This window comes from Streptomyces sp. NPDC058665 (assembly GCF_042714995.1).
Lineage (GTDB): Bacteria > Actinomycetota > Actinomycetes > Streptomycetales > Streptomycetaceae > Streptomyces.
The window spans coordinates 1-21,073 of the sequence record NZ_JBHXRX010000045.1 but is presented as its reverse complement, the minus strand read 5'-3'; the positions used below and the strand labels follow the sequence as shown (position 1 = coordinate 21,073).

Here is a 21,073-nt window from a genome sequence, read left to right as displayed (position 1 = left end):
ACCCCGGGGGGCAGGCCCACCCGCGTACCCGGTGTGACATACGTTCGCCGCCCCCGTGTGCCGTTGACACCGGGTGCCAGGGCTTCTAGCGTCACGGCAGCGGAATACTAAGCGGTCGCTCAGTGCACTCGTGCCGACGCCGCGATCCAACGGACGAGGAGAGCAGCATGTCCACCACCGAGCAGCGTGTCGCCGTCGTGACCGGCGCGGCGCGGGGGATCGGCGCCGCGACCGCGGTGCGTCTCGCGGCCGAGGGCCGGGCCGTCGCCGTACTCGACCTGGACGAGAAGGCCTGCGAGGAGACCGTCGGCGCCATCACCGCCGCGGGCGGCAAGGCACTCGCCGTCGGCGCCGACGTCTCCGACTCCGCCCAGGTCGACGCCGCCGTCGCGCGCGTCGCCGCCGAACTGGGCGCGCCCACCGTCCTCGTCAACAACGCGGGCGTGCTCCGGGACAACCTCCTGTTCAAGATGAGCGAGTCCGACTGGGACACCGTCATGAACGTGCACCTCAAGGGCGCCTTCCTGATGGCCCGCGCCTGCCAGCAGCACATGGTGGAAGCCAAGTTCGGCCGTATCGTCAATCTGTCCTCCAGCTCGGCGCTCGGCAACCGCGGCCAGGCGAACTACGCCGCGGTCAAGGCCGGTCTCCAGGGGTTCACCAAGACCCTGGCCAAGGAGCTCGGCAAGTTCGGCGTCACGGCCAACGCCGTGGCCCCCGGGTTCATCGTCACCGAGATGACCGCCCAGACCGCCGCCCGCGTGGGTATGGGCTTCGAGGAGTTCCAGGCGGCGGCGGCCACCCAGATCCCGGTCCAGCGGGTCGGCGTCCCCGACGACATCGCCAACGCGATCGCCTTCTTCACGGGGGAGAACGCCGGATTCGTCTCGGGCCAGGTCCTGTACGTCGCCGGCGGACCCCTCAACTGAAACGGAAGGCGGCGGACATGACGGAACAGCCGAAGGAAGCGGACCGGCCCGACAGCGGCCGGGTCGCACTGATCACGGGCGCCAGCCGCGGTATCGGTTACGGCATCGCCGAGGCGCTCGTCGCCCGCGGCGACCGGGTGTGCATCACCGGACGGAACGAGGAAGCGCTCAAGGAGGCCGTCGAGCGTCTGGGACCCGACCGGGTCATCGGCTTCCCCGGCAAGGCCCACGACGAGGCACACCAAGTGGCCGCGGTCGACCGCGTCATGGAGGCGTTCGGCCGTGTCGACTTTCTGGTGAACAACGCGGGCACCAACCCGGTGTTCGGTCCGATGGCCGATCTCGATCTCAACGTGGCACGCAAGGTGTTCGAGACCAACGTCGTCTCGGCCCTGGGCTTCGCCCAGCTGACCTGGCGCGCCTGGCAGAAGGACAACGGCGGTGCGATCGTGAACATCGCCTCGGTCGCGGGGGTGTCCGCGTCGCCGTTCATCGGCGCGTACGGGATGAGCAAGGCGGCGATGGTCAATCTGACCCTCCAGCTGGCTCATGAGTTCGCGCCCGGCGTGCGGGTCAACGCCATCGCGCCGGCCGTGATCAAGACGCGGTTCGCGCAGGCGATCTACGAGGGCCGGGAGGCGGAGGCCGTGGCCGCCTATCCGCTGGGGCGCCTGGGGGTGCCGGAGGACGTCGGCGGCGCCGCCGCGTTCCTCACATCGGACCAGTCGGACTGGATTACCGGGCAGACGCTGGTCGTCGACGGGGGAATTTTTCTGAACGCTGGTGTGCACTGACATATTTTGTCGGTGAATGCTCCCAAGTGCCCCATCGGACCTGCATATTGAACCGATGGGGCACTGCGGTATGGTCGCCCGACTCGTGGCTGAACAAGGAGCGTGCACGTGTTCAACCGGACCAGTCTGCAGGCGGCTGCAGCCCTCGCGTCCATATCCCTGCTGGCCGGATGTGGCCTGTTCTCGGCGGACGACGCGGCCGAGGACAAGAAGATCATCATCGGTACCACCAGTGAGCCGAGCACGCTCGACCCGGCCGCCGCGTGGGACAACTCCTGGGAGTTGTACCGGAACGTCTTCCAGACCCTGGTGGCGTTCCCCACCGGCAGTACGACCCCTCAGCCCGACGCGGCGGACAACTGCAAATTCACGGACTCCACGAACAAGGTCTACCGCTGCGAACTCCGCGAGGGGCTGACCTTTTCCAACGGTCACAAGCTCGACGCCGCCGCCGTCAAGCACTCGTTCGACCGCATTGTGAAGATCGACGTGAACGGCGGTCCCAACGGACTCCTCGCGTCCCTCGACGGCGTCACCACGGACGGCGACCTGACCGTCACGTTCAATCTGAACAAGCCCGACGCCACGTTCCCCTTCGTCCTCGCCGCCCCCGCGATGTCCATCGTCGACCCGGAGGAGTACCCGGCCGACAAGCTGAGGGAGGACGGCAAGCTGACCGGTTCCGGTCCGTACACCCTTGAGTCGTACACCGCGGGCAGTGACGCCGAGTTGGCCGAAAACAGCAGCTACAAGGGTTTCGCCGACCGCAAGAATTCAGCCGTCAAGATCCAGTACTTCCAGGACTCCGACAAAATGTTCGGCGCCCTGAAGAAGAAGGAGATCGACGTCATCTACCGGGGCCTCACCTCGGAGGAAGTCGTCGAGCTCGAACAGAAGAAGGAAGAGAACAATCACCTTCAGCTGATCGAGACCGTCGGCGCCGACATCCGCTATCTGGTGTTCAACCCCAAGGACGAGTCGGCCGCGAAGCTGCCCGTACGCCAGGCGGTGGCCCAGGTGGTCGACCGCGACGCGCTGGTGGCCAAGGTCTACCAGGGCACGGCCGAGCCGCTGTACTCGATGGTCCCCAAGGGCATCTCCGGGCACGCCACGAGCTTCTTCGACAAATACGGTGACCCCGACATCGACAAGGCGCGCGGCATCCTTGAGGACGCGGGCGTCGAGACGCCGGTGCCGCTGACCTTCTGGTTCACGACCGACCGTTACGGCTCCGGCACGGTGGCCGAGTTCGCGGAGCTCAAGCGCCAGCTGGAGGCGTCCGGCCTCTTCGAGATCACGCTGAAGAGCAAACCCTGGAAGGACTTCCAGGCGGGCTTCCAGAAGGGCGAGTACCCGGTCTTCGGTCGCGGCTGGTTCCCCGACTTCCCGGACCCCGACAACTTCGTGGCCCCCTTCGTCGGCAAGAACAACGCGCTCAGCACCCCCTACGAGAGCCCCGAGATCACCACGGAACTGCTGCCGCAGTCGCGGCGCGAGAGCGACCGGGGCGCGGTGATCAAGCAGTTCGAGCGTGCCCAGGAGATCTTCGTCGACGATGTGCGGCTGCTGCCGCTCTGGCAGGGCAAGCTCTACGTCGCCGCGTCGCAGGAGATCAGCGGCGGCGAGCGCGCGCTCGACCCGCAGACGGTCATGCAGCTCTGGGAGTTCAGCCGGAAGGCCAGCTGGTAGCGGCGATTGTCAGTGCCCACCGGTAGGTTCAGGAGTGGCCCAACTGATCGTTTACCGGAGGTTGTTGACGTGACCGACACCGACATGCTGCCCGAGTCCTGGCGTGGCGTCCTCGGCGAGGAACTGCAGAAGCCCTACTTCAAGGAGCTCACCGAGTTCGTCGAGGAAGAGCGGGCGAAGGGGCCGGTCTACCCCCCGCGCGAAGAGGTGTTCGCCGCGCTCGACGCCACACCGTACGACCAGGTGAAGGTCCTGGTCCTCGGCCAGGATCCGTACCACGGCGAGGGCCAGGGCCACGGTCTCTGCTTCTCGGTGCGGCCCGGGGTGCGCACGCCTCCCTCCTTGCGGAACATCTACAAGGAGATGAAGGAGGAGCTGGGCCACCCGGTGCCGGACAACGGCTATCTGATGCCGTGGGCCGAGCAGGGCGTGCTGCTGCTCAACGCCGTGCTGACGGTGCGGGCCGGCGAGGCCAACTCGCACAAGGGCAAGGGCTGGGAGAAGGTGACCGACGCGGTGATCCGCGCGGTGGACGCCCGGCCCGACCCCGCTGTCTTCGTGCTCTGGGGCGCGTACGCGCAGAAGAAGCTGCCGCTGATCGACGAGTCACGGCACGTGGTGGTGAAGGGCGCGCATCCCTCGCCGCTGTCGGCGAAGAAGTTCTTCGGCTCGCGCCCGTTCACCCAGATCAACGAGGCGATCGCCGCGCAGGGGCACAAGGCCATCGACTGGCGCATCCCCGACCTGGGCTGACCGGCTCCCGCCCCGCCCGGCGCCTTCGTCACGGGCCCCGCCCGGCGGTCCGCGCCGGGCGGGTGAGCCTGTGCGGGAATGCCGGTCGCTGCGGTTAGCGTCGGGCCGGACGGGATCGACCGGACGGGCGCGGGAGGCGGCAGGCGATGGAGCGGCGCGAGGTGTCGGAGGACCCCGTCCTGACCAGGATCGGGCAGGCGGTCATACTGCTCCACGGCGGTGACCGCGAGGAGGCGCGCAACCGGTTCGGTGAGCTGTGGACCGAGATCGGCGAGTCCGGAGACCCGCTCCACCGCTGCACGCTCGCCCACTACATGGCCGACACGCAGGACGATCCCGGCGACGAACTGGCCTGGGACCTGCGCGCCCTGACCGCGGCGGAGGGCCCGGCCCTGTTCCGCGCCTCACCGGCGATGCGGGCCTTCTATCCCTCGCTCCATCTCAACCTGGCCGCCGACTATGTGAAACTCCAGCGCCCCGACGCGGCGCGACTGCACCTCTCCCGGGCCCGCGCCGCCGTGAACGCGCTCGGGGACGACGGGTACGGGAACGGGGTCAGGACCGCGATCGGCCGCCTGGAGCGGCAACTGCTGGACCGTCCCTAAGGCCTTACCGTCGTCACTGGCCGTCCTCACTCGCCGTACGTCCTGTCGCAGATACGGCTCTCCGGGCTGTCCGGCGCCCACCCCCCGTACCGCTCGCCGAGCGCGCACAGTTGCGCGGCCGCGTCCGGCAGCGCCGTCGGGGGCGCCGGCGCCGCGGAGGGCGCTGCCGGACGCTGGTCGGGCGCCCTGCGGTGGGGCGGCTCGGGCGGCTGCTGTACGGATTCCGACGCGGCCCCCCGCTTCGGAGACGGCGTGCGCGCGAGCGGGGTCGCGGCCTCCAGCGCCTCGCGCGCCGACGGTCGCGCGATTCGCGGCTCCGCCGTGCCCTGAGGCGAGGCATCCCGTACGGCTCCGCCGCCCGCCCCGCTCCCCGTCCCCGCCTCGGGCTCCACGGCCACGCAGGCCGAGATCCCGCCGACCGCCACACCGAGCAGAAGTACCGCTGTCGTTCTCTTTCGCCGCTTCACCCGGCCAACTCTGCTGGTCGCGGCCCGTGTCGGGGACATAACGGCGCGGTGTTACCCGCACGGGTGACCGGCCCGCCCGCGTGTTGCCGCCCCCGGGCCGCCCGTATGCTGCGGATCAGGGTCCGCACGGCGGACCCCCGCGCACCGGCGCGTGAGACAGGACCCCGGCACGGCGACAGGGAGACCCACGTGAAGGTCGGCTGCATAGGGCTCGGCGACATCGCCCAGAAGGCGTATCTGCCGGTGCTCACCACGCTGCCCGGGATCGAGCTTCATCTGCACACCCGCACCCCGGCCACGCTCACGCGGGTCGGCGAGGCCCACCACATCCCCGGCGAGCGGCGCCACACCGACCTCGAATCGCTTGTCGCCCAGGGCCTGGACGCCGCGTTCGTCCACGCGCCGACCTCCGCGCACGCCGAGATCGTCACCCGCCTGCTGGAGGCCGGTGTACCGACCTTCGTCGACAAGCCCCTCGCGTACGAACTCAGCGAATCCGAGCGCCTGGTGGCCCTCGCCGAGGAGCGCGGAACGAGCCTGGCCGTCGGCTTCAACCGGCGCTTCGCGCCCGCCTACACCCAGTGCCTGGAGCTTCCACGCGATCTGATCCTCATGCAGAAGAACCGCATCGGTCTGCCCGAGGACGCCCGCACCCTCGTCCTGGACGACTTCATCCATGTCGTGGACACCCTGCGCTTCCTGCTCCCGGGCCCCGTCGAGCACGTCGACGTCCGCGCCCGGATCCGCGAGGGCCTGACGCACCACGTCGTGCTCCAGCTCTCCGGCGACGGCTTCACCGCGATCGGCATGATGAACCGGATGAACGGCTCCACCGAGGAGATCCTCGAAGTCTCCGGCCAGGACACCAAGCGGGCCGTCCACCACATCGCCGAGATCGTCGACCACAAGGGGCAGCCCAGCGTCCGCAGGCGCGGCGACTGGGTGCCGGTGCCGAGGCAGCGCGGTATCGAGCAGTGCGTGCTGGCGTTCCTCGACGCCGTACGCGCGGGGAAGACGCTCAGCGCCCGGGACGCTCTTGCGACGCACGAACTGTGCGAGCGCGTGGTGCTCGCCGCTCGCGCCCAGGCCGTCTGAGGTACCGGACCCCCTCGAAGGCGCCGAGCGCCGCGAGAACGCCGAGCGCGCCGTACAGCGGCCAGGCGCCGAGGTCGACGAACGCGGTGGTGCCGCGCGCCAGCGGAACCTCGTAGACGGCGCTCGCGCTGCGCTCCGTGCCGAGCGGGGTGCCGATCCGTTCACCCTCCGGGCCGTACACCGCGCTGACGCCGGTGAGGGTGGCGTGCACCGTCGGGCGGCCCGTCTCGGCCGCTCGCAGCGCGGCCAGCGACGCGTGCTGCTCGGGCGCCCAGCTCTGCTGGAAGGTCGAGGTCGACGACTGCGTGACGAGCAGCTGCGCGCCGTCCCTCACGAGCTGCCGGCTCATGTCGGGGAACGCCGACTCGAAGCAGATCAGCGGCCCGATCCGCAGTCTGTCCAGAAAGGGTCCGGGCAGCACCATGACCGCCTGGCGCGTGCCGCGTCTGCGGTCCTGGGACGCCGCTTTGCCCACGGACGTCGCCCAGCCGAGCGCGTCGCGCATCGGGATGTACTCGCCGAACGGCACCAGCCGCATCTTGTCGTAGCGGTCGCCCGTCAGTCCCTCGGGCCCCACCAGTACGGCGCTCTTGAAGATCCCGGTGCGCCCCGCCTGGTCCGAGCCGGGAGCGTCCATGTTGACCAGGAGCGGGACGCCGACCTGGCGTGACAGCGCGGCGATACGATTCGCCAGATCGCGCCGGTTGGTGAGATCGCGGCCGACGCTGCTCTCGCCCCAGACCACGAGATCGAGATCCTGTCCGGCCAGTGAGCGCGTCAGCTCCTCGCTGCGGTCGAAGCGCCGCTCGACGCCGCCGATGACCCCGGGCTGGACGACGGCGACACGCGCGTGCCCGGCGTTCTCCAGGCTCGGTGCCCAGATCCATGCGGCGGACACGGCGACGGCGCACGCCGCGAGGCCCGAGACGGCGGCCGTACGGGCCGTGGAGACCGTCAGCAGCACGGTCAGGCCCGTGTTGACGGCGACCACCAGAAGGCTCACCAGCCACACACCGCCCACCGAGGCGAGCCGCAGCGCGGGAGGCACGTCCCACTGACTGGCCCCCAGCAGCCCCCAGGGACCGCCCAGGCCGTCGAACGACCGCACGGTCTCGATGATCAGCCAGCCCGCCGGCAGCACCCCCATCGCGGCGACCGTACGCAGGACCGACGGACGCCCGCGGAGCATCACACGGACCAGCCAGCCCCACGGCCCCCACAGCAGGCCCAGAAACCCGCCCAGCACCAGGATGAACACATGCAGGCTGGGGATCAGCCACTGATGCACGGCGAGCATGAAGCCCAGCCCGCCGATCCAGCCTTCCAGGAAGGCACGCCGGCCCGTCGGAGCCGTACGCAGCAGCATCATCCACGGGACGAGAGCGATGTACGCGAACCACGCGACGTCCGACTCCGGGAAGGCGAACGCGGGCAGCGCACCGGCCACCAGGGCCCCGAACCCCCGCCAGACAGGCGAGGCGGAACGACGGACCCAGGTCTCACGCCGGGCGGCCTCAACCCGCATACCGCGCCCCCTCGTCCCGCTCGTGAGCGGTGCAGATCAGCGGTACGGGTCAACGGCGCCGATCAGCGGTGCGGCTGATCGACGTCACTGAACGTGCCGGTGGGCAGTGTCTTCCGGATCAGTGTGGGGGAGAGAAGGCGCGGGACGACAGAGGGCCCCCGGGTGTGTCCGCTCTCGCCGGGCCGGCCGCGGGCGCCATTGGCGTCAGCCCTCGGCGGTGCCACCGGCGCCGCGCCGTGCCTTCTCCACGGCCGTGACGGTGTGCAGCCGCCAGCCGTCCTCCGTGCGGGTGAGTCCGAAGGTGTAACGGCTGATGGCGAGGGCCGCCTCGCCGGACTCCGGGAACATCGTGCTCAGACAGTCGGCCCGTACCTCCGCGCGGTCGCCGCCCGGATAGCCGTCGACGTTCTCGAAGGCCGTCCGGCGATTGCCGATCAGATGCTGGCGTACGGGGAATCCGCCCAGGACGCCGGCGAGCCAGTCGGCCACCTCGGCGGCCGACCCCTCGATCCCGCCGGCGCCGCGGTGGTCGGCGCGTCCGCCGGGGGTGAAGAGCGCGAGAAAGCCCGGCCAGTCGGCGTCGTCCAGGGCCGTCGCGTAGCCGCTGATCACCTCGTCGACGGCCAGCCGGTCCATCACGGTCGCGAGATCCACACGCTGCGTCATCGGATCAGTCTCCGGCAGTTACGGCCGCAGGCCAAGAGGTGAGCGGATCCGACCGGGAGACAGGGGAAAGGCCCGGCCCCGCGGTGTCACAGCGAGGCCGGGCCCGACGCCCGACTGTCGAAACGCGCCCCTGGGCGTGCGCCCTACGCGGCCTCGTCGACCGCGTCGTGCAGGGCCGCCGCCCATTCCAGCAGCAGGACTTCGTACTCCTCGGCCGGCCACGTGCCGTCTGCCGCGTCGACCAGGGCGCGGATGCGCTCATTGGCCGCGACGGCGCCGGACGCCGCGGAAGCGGTGGAGGAAGATGTGGACATACGGCAACCGTACGGGCTGCCGCCCGGTTCCCGCGCCGTTCCGGGAGCGGGATAGCTCACACGCAGACAGGGCAACCCCACGGTGCGTCAGCTTCGAACCCTGACGCGCCAAGGGTTTCCGGCCGTCGCCCGGGGAGCGGTGGCCGGGCGACAGCGGGACGTGTCCTTGAGCACACCGGGTGCCGACGTGGGGCCGGCAGGGGGAGCAGGCGTCGTCCGGTCAGCCGGCGGATTCGCCCGCGTGGGGGCTCAGGGTGTCCGTGCCGACGAGAACGAACAGCACCAGGCCGAGCGCGATCCGGTAGATCACGAACGGCATGAAGCTCTTGGTGGTGATGAACTTCATGAACCATGCGATAACGGCATATCCAACGACGAAAGCGATGATCGTCGCGAAGATCGTCGGCCCCCACGACACGTGCCCCTCGCCGGCGTCCTTCAACTCGAATGCGCCCGAGGCCAGTACGGCCGGGATGGCGAGCAGGAACGAGTAACGCGCCGCCGCCTCGCGGGTGTAGCCCATCAGCAGACCACCACTGATCGTCGCGCCCGACCGTGAGACGCCCGGAATCAGCGCCAGGGCCTGGCAGAACCCGAAGATCAGACCGTCCCGGACGTTCAGTTCCTTCAGGGTCTTGCGCTCCTTGGCGGCGCGGTGCTTGCCGCCTGTCTCGTCGCGCGCCGCCAGCCGGTCCGCGATACCGAGGACGACACCCATCACGATCAACGTCGTCGCGATCAGCCGCAGATCACGGAACGGGCCCTCGATCTGGTCCTTGAACGTCACCCCGAGTACACCGATGGGGATCGATCCCACGATCACCAGCCACCCCATCTGCGCGTCGTGGTCGGAGCGCATCGCCTTGTTCGTCAGCGAGCGGAACCAGGCCGAAACGATCCGGGCGATGTCCTTGCGGAAGTAGATGAGGACCGCCGCCTCCGTACCGATCTGCGTGATCGCGGTGAACGCGGCACCAGGATCGTGCCAGCCCGCGAACGCGGCGGTCAGCCGCAGATGAGCGCTGGAGGAGATGGGCAGGAACTCGGTCAGCCCCTGGACGAGCCCGAGGATGAGTGATTCGAACCATGACATTGGGTGCTACGCCATCCAAGAAAAGTTCGTGCACCGGCCGGTGTGAACACGGGGCAGTGGCGGGTTGCGGACTGAACAGTGGGCGCGCGGAATCGCTCGTCTGCGCGGGTGTATGTCAGGTGCCACTCACGCGCCGGTCTGGGGCAGCGTAGCCGTTGATGATTATGAGACGGCGGCAACCCCCTGCCCAGGCGCGGGACGCACGGCGACGAGTGATGCACCGAGGGCGACACCTGGCGTGAAAACGAGAGCCGAGGAGAGGGCTTTGAGGGGGTCGCTAGGGGGCGCATAGGGGGGCAGTCAGGGGGCGTAAAGCAGAGAGGGCAAGGTCACACGGGTCCAACCTGATGGCTTGGATACGCCCTGCCCTAACATCTCGGCCATGACGCTCCTGCCCGACAGCGGGCTATCGCTGGCAGCTGAGTTCCCCGAGCCGACCCATGAGCAATGGCAGGGTCTGGTGGAGGGGGTACTCCGGAAAACCGGTCGGAACGTCTCGGGGACCGACGCCGAGGACGCACTCTCGACAACCATCGAGGACGGGCTGACCACCCGGCCCCTCTACACCGCCGCGGACGACCCCGGTGACGGCGGCCTGCCGGGCTTCGCGCCCTTCACCCGGGGCGGCACCCCCGGCGGAGCGGTGCCGAGCGGCTGGGACGTACGCCAGCGCCACGCGCGGACCGACGCGGCGCGCACCAACGAAGCCGTGCTGGAAGACCTCGCCAACGGCACCACCTCGCTGTGGCTGGCCGTGGGAGAGACGGGCGTCCCCGTCTCCGCGCTCGGCGACGCCCTCGACGGCGTCTATCTCGACCTCGCCCCCGTCGCGCTCGACGCGGGGGACGAATTCCCCGGCGCCGCCGCCGAGTTGCTGCGTCTCTACGACGAACGCGACGTCCCCCGGGACGAGGCGCGCGGCACCCTCGGCGCCGACCCGCTCGGCCGCCTCGCCCGCACCGGCGACGAGACCCCCGGCCTCCAGGACGCCGCCGCGGAACTCGCCCAGCTGTGCCACCGGGAGTACCCGGGACTGCGCGCCCTCGTCGTCGACGCCCTGCCCTACCACGAGGCCGGCGGCTCGGCCGCCCAGGAACTCGGCTGCTCGCTCGCCGCCGGCGTCGCCGCGCTGCGCGACCTCGACGCCGCCGGACTCTCCTTCGAAGCGGCCTGCGGCCAGCTGGAGTTCAGGTACGCGGCCACCGCCGACCAGTTCCTCACCATCGCCAAGCTGCGCGCCGCGCGCAGGCTGTGGGCCCGGGTCGCCGAGGTCGGCGGAGCGGGCCCGGCCGGCGCCGCACAGCGCCAGCACGCCGTCACCTCCTCGGTGATGATGACCCGCCGCGACCCGTGGGTGAACATGCTCCGCACCACGGTCGCCTCGCTGGCCGCCGGGGTCGGCGGCGCCGACGCCGTGACCGTGCTGCCCTTCGACCACGCACTCGGACTGCCGGACAGCTTCGCCCGGCGGATCGCCCGCAACACCTCGACCATCCTCATCGAGGAGTCCCACCTCGGCCGCGTCATCGACCCGGCGGGCGGCTCCTGGTACGTCGAGCGGCTCACCGACGACCTCGCGCACGCCGCCTGGGCCTGGTTCCAGGAGATCGAGAGGGCCGGCGGCCAGCGCGCCGCGCTGCGCGAAGGACTGGTCGCCGAACGCCTCGCCACGACATGGGCGGCCCGCTCCGAGAAGCTGGCCCGCCGCCGCGAACCGGTCACCGGCGTCAGCGAGTTCCCGCAGCTCGCCGAGGTTCCCGTCGTACGCGACGCACCGCCCCCCGCCCCGGCCGGCGGGCTCCCCACCGTCCACCGCGACGACGCCTTCGAGGCGCTGCGCGCCCGCTCCGACGCGCACCTCGCGGCGACCGGTGCCCGTCCGCGCGTCCTGCTGGCCGCGCTCGGCCCCGCCGCCGCGCACACGGCGCGCGTGACCTTCGCGTCGAATCTCTTCCAGTCCGGCGGCATCGAGCCCGTCCACGACCCGGTCACCGTCGAAGCCACCACCGCGGCCGACGCCCTCACCGCCGCAGGCGCGACCATCGCCTGCCTCTGCTCCAGCGACCCGCTCTACGCCGAGCAGGCCGAAGAGACCGCCGCGGCACTGAAATCGGCCGGCGCCACCCGCGTGTACCTCGCGGGCCGCCCCGGCGAACAGCGAGAGACCTTCACCCGGGCCGGAGTCGACGAGTTCGTCGCCGCCGGCGACGACGCCGTCGCCGTACTCTCCGCCGCCCTCGACCACCTTGGAGTGGCGCGATGACCGTCCCCGACTTCACCGGCATCGACCTGGGGCCCGCCGCGGCCACCGGCGGACACGAGGACCGCTGGCGCGCCGCCGTCAAGGAGAGCACCGGCAGGAGCGACGCCGACCTCGTCTGGAACACCCCCGAGGGCATCGACGTCAAACCGCTGTACACCCCGCAGGACCTCGCGAGTCTCGACTTCCTCGGGACGTACCCCGGTATCGCGCCGTATCTCCGCGGCCCCTACCCGACGATGTACGTCAACCAGCCGTGGACGATCCGCCAGTACGCCGGATTCTCCACCGCCGAGGAGTCCAACGCCTTCTACCGGCGCAACCTCGCCGCCGGGCAGAAAGGCCTCTCCGTCGCCTTCGACCTGCCCACGCACCGCGGTTACGACAGCGACCACCCGCGCGTGACCGGGGACGTCGGCATGGCGGGCGTCGCCATCGACTCCATCTACGACATGCGCCAGCTCTTCGACGGCATCCCGCTCGACAGGATGACCGTCTCGATGACGATGAACGGCGCCGTCCTGCCCGTACTCGCGCTCTACATCGTCGCGGCCGAGGAACAGGGCGTACCGCCGGAGAAGCTGGCGGGGACCATCCAGAACGACATCCTCAAAGAGTTCATGGTCCGCAACACCTACATCTATCCGCCCGCGCCCTCGATGCGGATCATCTCCGACATCTTCGCGTACACCTCGCAGAAGATGCCGCGCTACAACTCCATCTCCATCTCCGGTTACCACATCCAGGAAGCCGGCGCGACGGCCGACCTGGAGCTCGCCTACACCCTCGCCGACGGCGTCGAGTATCTGCGCGCCGGACTCGACGTGGGCCTCGACGTCGACGCGTTCGCGCCCCGGCTCTCCTTCTTCTGGGCCATCGGCATGAACTTCTTCATGGAGATCGCCAAACTGCGCGCGGCCCGGCTCCTCTGGGCCAGGCTCGTCAAGAAGTTCGACCCGAAGAACGCCAAGTCCCTGTCGCTGCGCACCCATTCGCAGACCTCCGGCTGGTCGCTCACCGCGCAGGACGTCTTCAACAACGTCTCCCGCACCTGTGTCGAGGCCATGGCGGCCACCCAGGGCCACACCCAGTCGCTCCACACCAACGCGCTCGACGAGGCGCTCGCCCTGCCCACCGACTTCTCGGCGCGCATCGCCCGCAACACCCAACTGCTGCTCCAGCAGGAGTCGGGCACCTGCCGTGTCATCGACCCGTGGGGCGGCAGCGCGTACGTCGAGAAGCTGACCTACGACCTCGCGCGCCGCGCCTGGCAGCACATCGAGGAGGTCGAGGAGGCCGGCGGCATGGCACAGGCCATCGCGGCCGGCATCCCCAAGCTGCGCGTCGAGGAGGCCGCGGCCCGCACCCAGGCCAGGATCGACTCCGGCCGCCAGCCGGTCATCGGCGTCAACAAGTACCTCGTCGAGACCGACGAGCAGATCGATGTCCTCAAGGTCGACAACTCCTCCGTACGGACGCAGCAGATCGCCAAGCTGCGCCGGCTCCGCGACGAGCGCGACGAGGCCGTCTGCCAGGACGCGCTGCGCGCCCTCACCGGCGCGGCCGAGGCGGGGTCGACCCCGGGTCTCGACGGCAATCTGCTGGCACTCGCCGTGAACGCGGCACGCGCCAAGGCCACCGTCGGCGAGATCTCGGACGCCCTGGAGAAGGCGTACGGGCGCCACTCCGGGCAGATCCGTACCATCTCCGGTGTGTACAGGAACGAGGCCGGCACGTCACCGGCGGTCGAGCGGACCCGGGTCGCCGTCGAGGAGTTCGAGGAGGCCGAGGGGCGCCGCCCGCGCATCCTGGTCGCCAAGATGGGCCAGGACGGCCACGACCGGGGCCAGAAGGTCATCGCCACCGCCTTCGCCGACCTGGGCTTCGACGTCGACGTCGGCCCGCTGTTCCAGACGCCCGGCGAGGTCGCGCGGCAGGCCGTCGAGGCCGACGTGCACATCGTGGGGGTGTCGTCGCTGGCCGCCGGACACCTCACGCTGGTGCCCGCCCTGCGCGAGGAACTCGCCAAGGAGGGCCGCGAGGACATCATGATCGTCGTGGGCGGTGTGATCCCGCCCGGCGACATCGACGAACTGCACCGCGCGGGCGCCGCGGCCGTCTTCCCGCCCGGCACGGTCATCCCCGACGCCGCGCAGGATCTGCTCACGACCCTGGCCGCCGCTCTCGGCCACGAGCGGTGAGCCGGTGGCTCCTAGGAACTCCATCGACATCGACGCCTACGCCAAGGGCGTGCTCGACGGCTCCCGTTCCGCCGTCGCGCGCGCCATCACCCTCGTGGAGTCCACCAGGGCCGACCACCGGGAGCTCGCCCAGCGGCTCCTGACCGCGCTGCTGCCGTACTCGGGCACCGCGCGCAGGATCGGCATCAGCGGGGTGCCCGGCGTCGGCAAGTCCACCTTCATCGACGCCCTCGGCACCCTGCTCACCGGCCTCGGGCACCGGGTCGCCGTCCTCGCCGTCGACCCGTCGTCCACCAGGACGGGCGGCTCCATCCTCGGCGACAAGACCCGTATGGAGCGCCTGGCCGTCGACCCGGCGGCCTTCGTCCGGCCGTCACCCACGGCGGGCACCCTCGGGGGTGTCGCGAAGGCGACCCGCGAGACGATCATCGTGATGGAGGCGGCGGGCTACGACGTGGTGCTCGTCGAGACCGTCGGCGTCGGCCAGTCGGAGACCGCCGTCGCGAACATGGTGGACTCCTTCCTGTTGCTGAGCCTCGCCCGCACCGGCGACCAGCTCCAGGGCATCAAGAAGGGCGTGCTGGAGCTCGCCGACCTCATCGCCGTCAACAAGGCGGACGGGCCGCACGAGCGGGACGCCAAGTCCGCCGCGCGCGAACTCGCGGGCGCGCTGCGCCTGATGCACCCGGTCGACGCGGCCTGGACGCCGCCGGTGCTGAGTTGCAGCGCCCGCGAGGGCACGGGGCTCGACACCGTCTGGGAGCGCCTGGAACAGCACAGGAAGGTCCTCGACACCAGCGGACGCCTCCAGGGCAAGCGGAGCGACCAGCAGGTCGACTGGACATGGTCGATGGTCCGTGACCATCTGCTGGACCGGCTGCGGAGCCATCCGGGCGTACGATCCCTGACTCCGGCGCTCGAACAGGCCGTACGGGAGGGCACGTTGACCGCCACGCTGGCCGCCGAGCAAATCGTGGCGGCGCTGGAGCTGCCGGCGGACGCCGGGGGAGTCGCACGATGACGGCCGGACCTTCCGCAGGCCCTCCCAAGGAGGACGAGACCGTTCTCGTACGGAGCGAAGGGCGCGTCGGGCGGCTCACCCTCAACCGGCCGCGCGCGCTCAACGCCCTCACCCACGCCATGGTGTCGCGCATCGACGCCGCGCTCACCGCGTGGGAGGGCGACCCGTCCGTACACGCGGTGCTCATCGACGGCGCAGGGGAACGCGGGCTGTGCGCGGGCGGTGACATCCGGGCGATCCACGAGGACGCGCGTACGGGCGGCACGGAGTCGCCCGCCTTCTGGCGCGACGAATACCGCCTCAACGCCCGGATCGCGCGCCATGTGGGGCCGTACGTCGCGTTCATGGACGGCTTCGTGATGGGCGGCGGCGTCGGCGTCTCGGCGCACGGGAACGTCCGCGTCGTCACCGAACGCTCCCAGGTCGCCATGCCCGAGACAGGCATCGGCCTGGTGCCGGACGTCGGGGGTACGTATCTGCTCTCCCGCGCGCCCGGCGAACTGGGCACCCATCTCGCCCTCACCGGCGAGGCGGTGGGCGCGGCCGACGCCGTCCTGTGCGGGCTCGCTGACCACTTCGTCCCCTCCGGCCTGCTGCCCGCCCTGGCCGCCGAACTCGCCTCCACGGACGTGCCGGTGGCCGTACGGCGCCATGCGGCGACACCGCCCGAGGGCGAACTGGCCGCCGACCGCGAGTGGATCGACGCGTGTTACGCGGCGGACTCGGTGGAGGAGATCGTGGACCGGCTCTTCGGCAGCGGCCACCACGCTGCTAAGCAGGCGGCGGAGACCATCCTGACGAGGTCCCCCACCGCCCTGAAGGCGACGCTGGCGGCCCTGCGGGCGGCGCGGGAACTCGGGACGCTGGAAGAGGTGCTGGACGTGGAGTACCGGGCCTCCTGCGCCGCGCTGCGGACGCCGGACCTGGTGGAGGGGATCAGGGCGCAGGTGATCGACAAGGACCGGACGCCGCGGTGGGTGCCCGGCGAGCTGGCACTGGTCACCGACGCGGACGTGGCCGCCTTCTCGGCGGTGCCGGAGGGCGGGGACCTGGGACTGGCGGGGCCGCGACTCTAGCCCCAGGCTTTCGGCCCCGGTGAGGGGATGAGGCCCGGCCTCATGACCGGGGTTTGTCCGCGAACACCCAACGATTGCCCTCCAGCGCGTCGTTCGGCTCGGGCAGCGGGCCGCGGCCATGGCGACGGGTGAAGTGGAACGGGGTGTGGACCGCCGTGGACCAGCCCTTGCCCACCAGATCCGCCGCGGAATCGGGCCGCGGCTCCCCGTCGAAGAGGCTGAGCAGGTCGATACCGATCTGGTCTCTCGTGGCGGTGTAGAGCGGGCTGTCGCGGTACGCCCCCAAGTCCTTCTCCAGCTTGACCTCGTACGCCAGAGCGCTTCCCCCGGCGCTCAGCCGGTCCACCGTGTCGATGAGATAGGTCTCGGCGGTGAGGGGCAGATAGAACAGCAGCCCCTCGGCCAGCCAGACGCTCGGTGCGGCCGGGTCGAAGCCGGCGGCGGTCAGCGCGCCGACCCAGTCGGCGCGCAGGTCCATCGGGATCGGCACGCGCGCCGCCCTCGGGGTGGCCGACAGCGCGCCGAGCACCTGGTGCTTGAACGCCAGCACGCCTTCCCTGTCGATCTCGTAGACCACGCAGTCGGCAGGCCAGTCGAGCCGGAAGGCCCGCGTGTCCAACCCGGCCCCGAGCAGGACGACTTGGCGGGCGCCTCCCGCGTGCGCCGACCGGAGCAGGAAATCGTCCAGGACCCGCGTCCGCAGGCCGAAGTAGCGCGCGAAGCGTCCCCACAGCGGGTTCGCGTCCCCGTCCGGCACGTGCCGGATGCGGACGGGCCAGCCCGCGGACGCGGGTGCGGCGCGCACGAAGTGCTCGGCATAGACGTCCTGCGCCAGGCTGTCGGGGCGGTGGGTCTCGATCGCCCGCGCGGCGGCGACCAGCAGAGCGGTCAGACCGACACCCCCGTCCACGCCTTCGGTGCTGGTGTTCTGATGCACGGTGCCGGTCATGCGTCCTCCGTTGGAACGGGTACGGATAAGAGTTGGGACCCACGAGAAGCGAGCGGTGGCGAGGGACATCGCCACGCGTCCTACGGAATGAGGACGGGTTTGACCACGCGGCCCGCTTCGCAGTCGCGTTCGGCCTCGTTGATGTCGGCGAGCGGGTACGTACGGATCAACTGGTCGAAGGGGAACAGCCCGGCCAGCCACAGCCCGGTCAGCCGCGGGATCAGCAGTCCTGGCACCGCGTCCCCCTCGCAGATGTGGGAGATTCCCCGGCCCCGGTCCAGCGTCCCCGGCTCCAGCGGCAGCGCGGTGCGAAGCCGTGCCACCAGGCCGAGTTGGCCCCTCGGGCGCAACGCCCTGAGCGCGTCGTTGATCAACGGGGCGGAGCCGGTCGTGTCCAGCGCGTACCGCGCGCCGCCGTCGGTCAGCCGCCGGACACGGTCGGGCAGACCGGCCGACGCGGCGTCCAGCGGGACCGCGCCCAACCGCTCGGCGACGGCCAGCCGTTCCGGCTGCCGGTCGACGGCCACGGTCACCGCCCCGGCGGCGGTGGCCGCCATCACCGCCGCCAGCCCCACCGCGCCCGCCCCGAAGACCGCGACCGTGTCGCCGGGGCCGGCGCCGAAGGAGTTGATGACCGCTCCGGCGCCGGTGAGGAAGCCGCAGCCGAGCGGCCCGAGGAGTTCGACGGGCAGCGACGGATCGACCCGCACCGCGTTGCGGGCCGGGACCATCGCGTACTCGGCGAAGGAGGACTGGCCGAACCAGCGGGGGGCCAGTGCGCCCCCGGCCCCGTCGGTGAACCGTGCCGCGTTCTCGGTGCGCCCTCCGAAGAGGTTGAGCGCGGCGAAGGAGTCGCAGTAGGCGGGGGCCGCGCCCGCACAACTCCGGCAGTGCCCACAGGAGTCGAAGCTCAGCACGACATGGTCGCCGACGCTCAGACCGGTGGCCGGGCCGCCCGTCTCCACCACCACCCCTGCCCCCTCGTGGCCGAGCACGGCGGGCAGCGGTGAGCGGCCGGCCGAGCGACGGACCGCGAGATCGGTCCGGCACATCCCGCAGCCCGCGATCCTGACCAGGATCTCGCCGTCGGCCGGTCCCGAGCGCAGGATCACCTCCTCAAGGGCGAACGGGTCTTCGTACGAGCGCAGGACGGCCGCGCCGAATCTCCTCCTCACGCCGCCCCCGGGCGGTGCACGACGAACGGGCTGAGATTTCCGTAGAGCCCCCACGGCCCGCCCGCGACGCCGACACCGCTGTCCTTGATGCCCGCGAAGGGCTGGGCGAGGGAGAGTTCCGCGTGGTGGTTGATCCAGGCGGTCCCGCACTCCAGCCGGTCGGCCACCGCCTCGGCGCGGTCGAGGTCGGTCCCCCAGACGGAGCCGCCAAGACCGAAGCCGGTGCCGTTGGCCGCCTCGACGGCTTCGTCGATGTCCCCGTACGGCAGCACCGGCAGGACCGGGCCGAACTGCTCCTCCGTCACCACAGGGCTGTCGGGCGGGACATCGGCCAGGATCGTCGGGGCGAAGAAGTAGCCGGGCCTGTCCAGCCGGTGGCCACCGGCCACGGCTCGGGCGCCCGCAGCCACGGCCTGATCCACGCACCCTTCCACCCTGGCCAGTTGGGCCGCGTTGTTGACCGGCCCCAGCCGCGAGCCCGGATCGAGCCCGGCTCCCACGACGACCGCGTCGGCCTGCTGCGCGAGGGCGTCCACCACCCGCGAGTAGAGCCGGGCCGGGGCGTAGACCCGCTTGACCGCCATGCAGACCTGCCCGCAGTTGCGGAACGCCGCCCAGAACAGCCGCTCCGCGATCCCCTCCACATCGACGTCGTCGAGCAGGACGGCGGCGTCGTTGCCGCCCAGTTCCAGGGTGACCCGCGCGAGCGAGGCCGCCGCGCCCTCCGCGACGGCCCGCCCGGTGCCGACCGAACCGGTGAAGGTCACATGCCGGATCCCCGGGTGCGACGCGAGGCGGGCGCCGAGAGGCTCATGACCGGTGACGACCGTCAGTACGTCCTCGGGCAGGGCGCGGGAGACGACGGACCCCAGCAGCCGGGTGGCGAGGGGTGTGTACGGGGAGGGCTTGAGCACCATCGTGTTGCCCGCGGCGAGCGCGGGCGCGAACTTCGCCGACGCGAGCTGGAGGGGGAAGTTCCACGGAACGATCGCGGCGGTCGGCCCCAGCGGTCGCCAGCGGATCTCGCTGCGTACCGGCCGGCCGTCCGTGATCTTCTGGGGCGCGGGGACCAACTCGGCGAAGAAGCGCAGGCGCGCCGCCGTGCGGGCGATCTCCGCGTACGACTCGGCCAGGGGTTTGCCCTGTTCCCGGGTGAGTAGCGGAGCGAGGTCGGCCCCGGCCGCCTCCACGGCATCGGCGGCCGTGAGCAACGCCCGGGAACGGGCGACGGGGTCGGACCGCCAGCCGCGCCAGGCCTCGTGAGCCCGCTCGACGACGGCGTCCAACTCCTCCGGCCGTTGGGCGGGAGCCTCGTCGAAGATCTCGCCCGTCGCCGGATCGAGGACGGCGAAGTGCGTGACCCCGGCCGCCTTCGCGTGACCGGGCCGGCTGGTCGGCATACCGGCGGTCAGCTCGCGGCTGCGACGGTGGCCGCGTGTTCCTGGGCGTGCCGGTCCATCTCCGCCCGGAAGGCGGCCACCAGACGCGGCTGGATCCTTCCGGTGGTGCGGTCACCTCCCTCGCAGACCGCACCGCGCACCCCCACGATGTCCGTGCCGATGCGCGTCAGCGTGGCGAGGTCGGCCGCCTTGACGCTGCCCGCGAGGGCGGCGAGCAGACCGGCCTCGTGGGACAGCCCGACGAACTCCGCGCAGACGTCGGGCGGTACGTGGTCGAACAACCGTGTCCCGTCCTTGACGGCGGTGTCGAGCATGGCCGCGTCGGAGCCGGACCGGCGGGCGATGTCGGGCAGCGAGAGCGGGTTGACGCAGCCGATCCGGTGGGCGTCGGCGTAGCCGGACGCGACGACGAACGCGTCCGGCCGGTAGTCCTTCACGGCCCGGACGACCCCGCGCATCACATCGGTGGCCTGTTCGGGCGTCGTGCATCCGTAGAGGCCGACCTTGATGTACGTGGCGCCGGAGACGACCGCGCCGAGCGCCGCCTGGGCGACCGTGCCGGGCTTGTACGGCACGTCCCCCACGGTGGCGGACAGCGGCTTGTCCGCCGGGACGGCGTCCCGGATCTCCCTGATGACCCAGGGGAAGTTCGCGCCGAGCGAGCCCTCGGCGGGTCTCTTGACGTCGACGATGTCGAGGTGCCGCGCCGCCTTCGCGCAGTCGATGGCCTCTTCGACACCGTCAGGAGAGATGAGAAGCAACAACGTGGATTCCTTCCACCGCATGTCCACCTGCCGAGGGGCAGGTATGCGGAGTCGTCTGGATCACGTGCGGTTCGCTCATCATTTCCGGGTGCCCATGATTCCCGGCAGGGCGCGCGGAGTACCGAACGGGTCACTGCCCTCACCCGCTCACGCCCCCAGCGTGCGCAGGACCGCGGGCCACGAAGATCCGCCGGACAGGACCTAGTACTCCAGTTGCACTTCTCCATTTGTCCTGGTCACAGGGCCTTTCCGGAGTCTAGTTTGCTGACGCCGTGTCAGGGTGGCGGTGGTTCGTGA

Annotated in this window: 19 protein-coding genes; 10 read left to right on the top strand and 9 right to left on the bottom strand. The window is 71.1% G+C overall.

Annotated elements, in window-relative coordinates; genetic code table 11:
• Positions 1-167 precede the first annotated feature (167 nt).
• The 5 genes from fabG (at position 168) to ACFWV8_RS26230 (ending at position 4,770) form a co-directional block, all read left to right on the top strand.
• A complete protein-coding gene (gene fabG, locus ACFWV8_RS26250; protein ID WP_384208369.1) occupies positions 168-929 on the top strand; it encodes a 3-oxoacyl-ACP reductase FabG in 762 nt (253 codons plus the stop codon).
• Positions 930-946: 17 nt separating this feature from the next.
• The gene (locus tag ACFWV8_RS26245) at positions 947-1,723 is read left to right on the top strand and encodes an SDR family oxidoreductase (RefSeq protein WP_329390658.1); all 777 of its coding nucleotides are present in this window, start codon (positions 947-949) and stop codon (positions 1,721-1,723) included.
• A 108-nt stretch (positions 1,724-1,831) separates the two neighbouring features.
• Complete coding sequence (locus ACFWV8_RS26240; protein ID WP_384208365.1) at positions 1,832-3,412, top strand: ABC transporter substrate-binding protein; 1,581 nt, start codon at positions 1,832-1,834, stop codon at positions 3,410-3,412.
• Positions 3,413-3,481: 69 nt separating this feature from the next.
• Positions 3,482-4,165 (top strand): uracil-DNA glycosylase, encoded by a 684-nt coding sequence (locus ACFWV8_RS26235; RefSeq protein ID WP_329390662.1) that lies wholly within the window; start codon positions 3,482-3,484, stop codon positions 4,163-4,165.
• Between the two features lie 146 nt (positions 4,166-4,311).
• Positions 4,312-4,770 carry a hypothetical protein gene (locus tag ACFWV8_RS26230; RefSeq protein ID WP_384208361.1) on the top strand — a complete coding sequence of 153 codons (459 nt, stop codon included), beginning with the start codon at positions 4,312-4,314 and terminating at the stop codon, positions 4,768-4,770.
• A 26-nt stretch (positions 4,771-4,796) separates the two neighbouring features.
• Here ACFWV8_RS26230 and ACFWV8_RS26225 read toward each other — a convergent pair whose 3' ends face one another.
• Positions 4,797-5,237 (bottom strand): hypothetical protein, encoded by a 441-nt coding sequence (locus tag ACFWV8_RS26225; RefSeq protein ID WP_384208359.1) that lies wholly within the window; start codon positions 5,235-5,237, stop codon positions 4,797-4,799.
• A 189-nt stretch (positions 5,238-5,426) separates the two neighbouring features.
• Between ACFWV8_RS26225 and ACFWV8_RS26220 the strand changes: the two genes are divergently transcribed.
• The gene (locus ACFWV8_RS26220; protein ID WP_384208356.1) at positions 5,427-6,332 is read left to right on the top strand and encodes a Gfo/Idh/MocA family protein; all 906 of its coding nucleotides are present in this window, start codon (positions 5,427-5,429) and stop codon (positions 6,330-6,332) included.
• Here the strand turns inward: ACFWV8_RS26220 and lnt are convergent.
• The 4 genes from lnt to ACFWV8_RS26200 form a co-directional block, all read right to left on the bottom strand.
• Complete coding sequence (gene lnt, locus ACFWV8_RS26215) at positions 6,256-7,857, bottom strand: apolipoprotein N-acyltransferase (protein WP_384208354.1); 1,602 nt, start codon at positions 7,855-7,857, stop codon at positions 6,256-6,258. The genes ACFWV8_RS26220 and lnt overlap by 77 nt on opposite strands.
• Positions 7,858-8,061: 204 nt before the next feature.
• On the bottom strand, positions 8,062-8,523 hold the full coding sequence (locus ACFWV8_RS26210; RefSeq protein WP_384208351.1) for a nuclear transport factor 2 family protein: 462 nt from the start codon (positions 8,521-8,523) through the stop codon (positions 8,062-8,064).
• 143 nt (positions 8,524-8,666) lie between these two features.
• Entirely contained in the window at positions 8,667-8,837 is a 171-nt protein-coding gene (locus ACFWV8_RS26205; RefSeq protein WP_384208349.1) for a hypothetical protein, read from the bottom strand.
• 220 nt (positions 8,838-9,057) lie between these two features.
• A complete protein-coding gene (locus ACFWV8_RS26200; protein ID WP_384208347.1) occupies positions 9,058-9,930 on the bottom strand; it encodes an undecaprenyl-diphosphate phosphatase in 873 nt (290 codons plus the stop codon).
• Between the two features lie 382 nt (positions 9,931-10,312).
• Here ACFWV8_RS26200 and ACFWV8_RS26195 point away from each other — a divergent pair, with 382 nt between their 5' ends.
• Genes ACFWV8_RS26195 through ACFWV8_RS26180 form a run of 4 tightly spaced genes read left to right on the top strand, consistent with a single transcriptional unit; the run spans position 10,313 to position 16,488 of the window.
• Entirely contained in the window at positions 10,313-12,193 is a 1,881-nt protein-coding gene (locus ACFWV8_RS26195) for a methylmalonyl-CoA mutase family protein (RefSeq protein WP_384208343.1), read from the top strand.
• The gene (gene scpA, locus ACFWV8_RS26190) at positions 12,190-14,391 is read left to right on the top strand and encodes a methylmalonyl-CoA mutase (protein ID WP_384208337.1); all 2,202 of its coding nucleotides are present in this window, start codon (positions 12,190-12,192) and stop codon (positions 14,389-14,391) included. Before ACFWV8_RS26195 ends, scpA begins: the two co-directional genes overlap by 4 nt.
• 4 nt (positions 14,392-14,395) lie before the next feature.
• Positions 14,396-15,412 carry a methylmalonyl Co-A mutase-associated GTPase MeaB gene (meaB, locus tag ACFWV8_RS26185; RefSeq protein WP_384208331.1) on the top strand — a complete coding sequence of 339 codons (1,017 nt, stop codon included), beginning with the start codon at positions 14,396-14,398 and terminating at the stop codon, positions 15,410-15,412.
• Positions 15,409-16,488 (top strand): enoyl-CoA hydratase/isomerase family protein, encoded by a 1,080-nt coding sequence (locus tag ACFWV8_RS26180; RefSeq protein ID WP_384208325.1) that lies wholly within the window; start codon positions 15,409-15,411, stop codon positions 16,486-16,488. Before meaB ends, ACFWV8_RS26180 begins: the two co-directional genes overlap by 4 nt.
• Positions 16,489-16,528: 40 nt before the next feature.
• Here the strand turns inward: ACFWV8_RS26180 and ACFWV8_RS26175 are convergent, their stop codons facing one another.
• From ACFWV8_RS26175 to ACFWV8_RS26160, 4 genes are all read right to left on the bottom strand, one after another.
• Positions 16,529-17,437 (bottom strand): class I SAM-dependent methyltransferase, encoded by a 909-nt coding sequence (locus ACFWV8_RS26175; RefSeq protein ID WP_384208320.1) that lies wholly within the window; start codon positions 17,435-17,437, stop codon positions 16,529-16,531.
• A gap of 80 nt (positions 17,438-17,517) precedes the next feature.
• Positions 17,518-18,612, bottom strand: coding sequence for an NAD(P)-dependent alcohol dehydrogenase (locus ACFWV8_RS26170; protein ID WP_384208313.1), 1,095 nt, complete (start codon positions 18,610-18,612; stop codon positions 17,518-17,520).
• The gene (locus ACFWV8_RS26165) at positions 18,609-20,012 is read right to left on the bottom strand and encodes an aldehyde dehydrogenase family protein (protein WP_384208306.1); all 1,404 of its coding nucleotides are present in this window, start codon (positions 20,010-20,012) and stop codon (positions 18,609-18,611) included. The genes ACFWV8_RS26170 and ACFWV8_RS26165 overlap by 4 nt, the downstream gene beginning before the upstream one ends.
• Before the next feature lie 8 nt (positions 20,013-20,020).
• Positions 20,021-20,797, bottom strand: a complete 777-nt coding sequence (locus ACFWV8_RS26160) for a (5-formylfuran-3-yl)methyl phosphate synthase (RefSeq protein ID WP_384208295.1) — start codon at positions 20,795-20,797, stop codon at positions 20,021-20,023.
• Between the last annotated feature and the right edge of the window lie 276 nt (positions 20,798-21,073).

Coding starts and splice junctions, on each gene's coding strand:
- lnt (WP_384208354.1), bottom strand. CDS start 7,857: ATGCGGGTTGAGGCCGCCCGGCGTGAGACCTGGGTCCGTCGTTCCGCC.
- ACFWV8_RS26175 (WP_384208320.1), bottom strand. CDS start 17,437: ATGACCGGCACCGTGCATCAGAACACCAGCACCGAAGGCGTGGACGGG.
- ACFWV8_RS26180 (WP_384208325.1), top strand. CDS start 15,409: ATGACGGCCGGACCTTCCGCAGGCCCTCCCAAGGAGGACGAGACCGTT.
- fabG (WP_384208369.1), top strand. CDS start 168: ATGTCCACCACCGAGCAGCGTGTCGCCGTCGTGACCGGCGCGGCGCGG.
- ACFWV8_RS26245 (WP_329390658.1), top strand. CDS start 947: ATGACGGAACAGCCGAAGGAAGCGGACCGGCCCGACAGCGGCCGGGTC.
- ACFWV8_RS26205 (WP_384208349.1), bottom strand. CDS start 8,837: ATGTCCACATCTTCCTCCACCGCTTCCGCGGCGTCCGGCGCCGTCGCG.
- ACFWV8_RS26195 (WP_384208343.1), top strand. CDS start 10,313: ATGACGCTCCTGCCCGACAGCGGGCTATCGCTGGCAGCTGAGTTCCCC.
- ACFWV8_RS26230 (WP_384208361.1), top strand. CDS start 4,312: ATGGAGCGGCGCGAGGTGTCGGAGGACCCCGTCCTGACCAGGATCGGG.
- scpA (WP_384208337.1), top strand. CDS start 12,190: ATGACCGTCCCCGACTTCACCGGCATCGACCTGGGGCCCGCCGCGGCC.
- ACFWV8_RS26210 (WP_384208351.1), bottom strand. CDS start 8,523: ATGACGCAGCGTGTGGATCTCGCGACCGTGATGGACCGGCTGGCCGTC.
- ACFWV8_RS26160 (WP_384208295.1), bottom strand. CDS start 20,797: ATGCGGTGGAAGGAATCCACGTTGTTGCTTCTCATCTCTCCTGACGGT.
- ACFWV8_RS26165 (WP_384208306.1), bottom strand. CDS start 20,012: ATGCCGACCAGCCGGCCCGGTCACGCGAAGGCGGCCGGGGTCACGCAC.
- ACFWV8_RS26200 (WP_384208347.1), bottom strand. CDS start 9,930: ATGTCATGGTTCGAATCACTCATCCTCGGGCTCGTCCAGGGGCTGACC.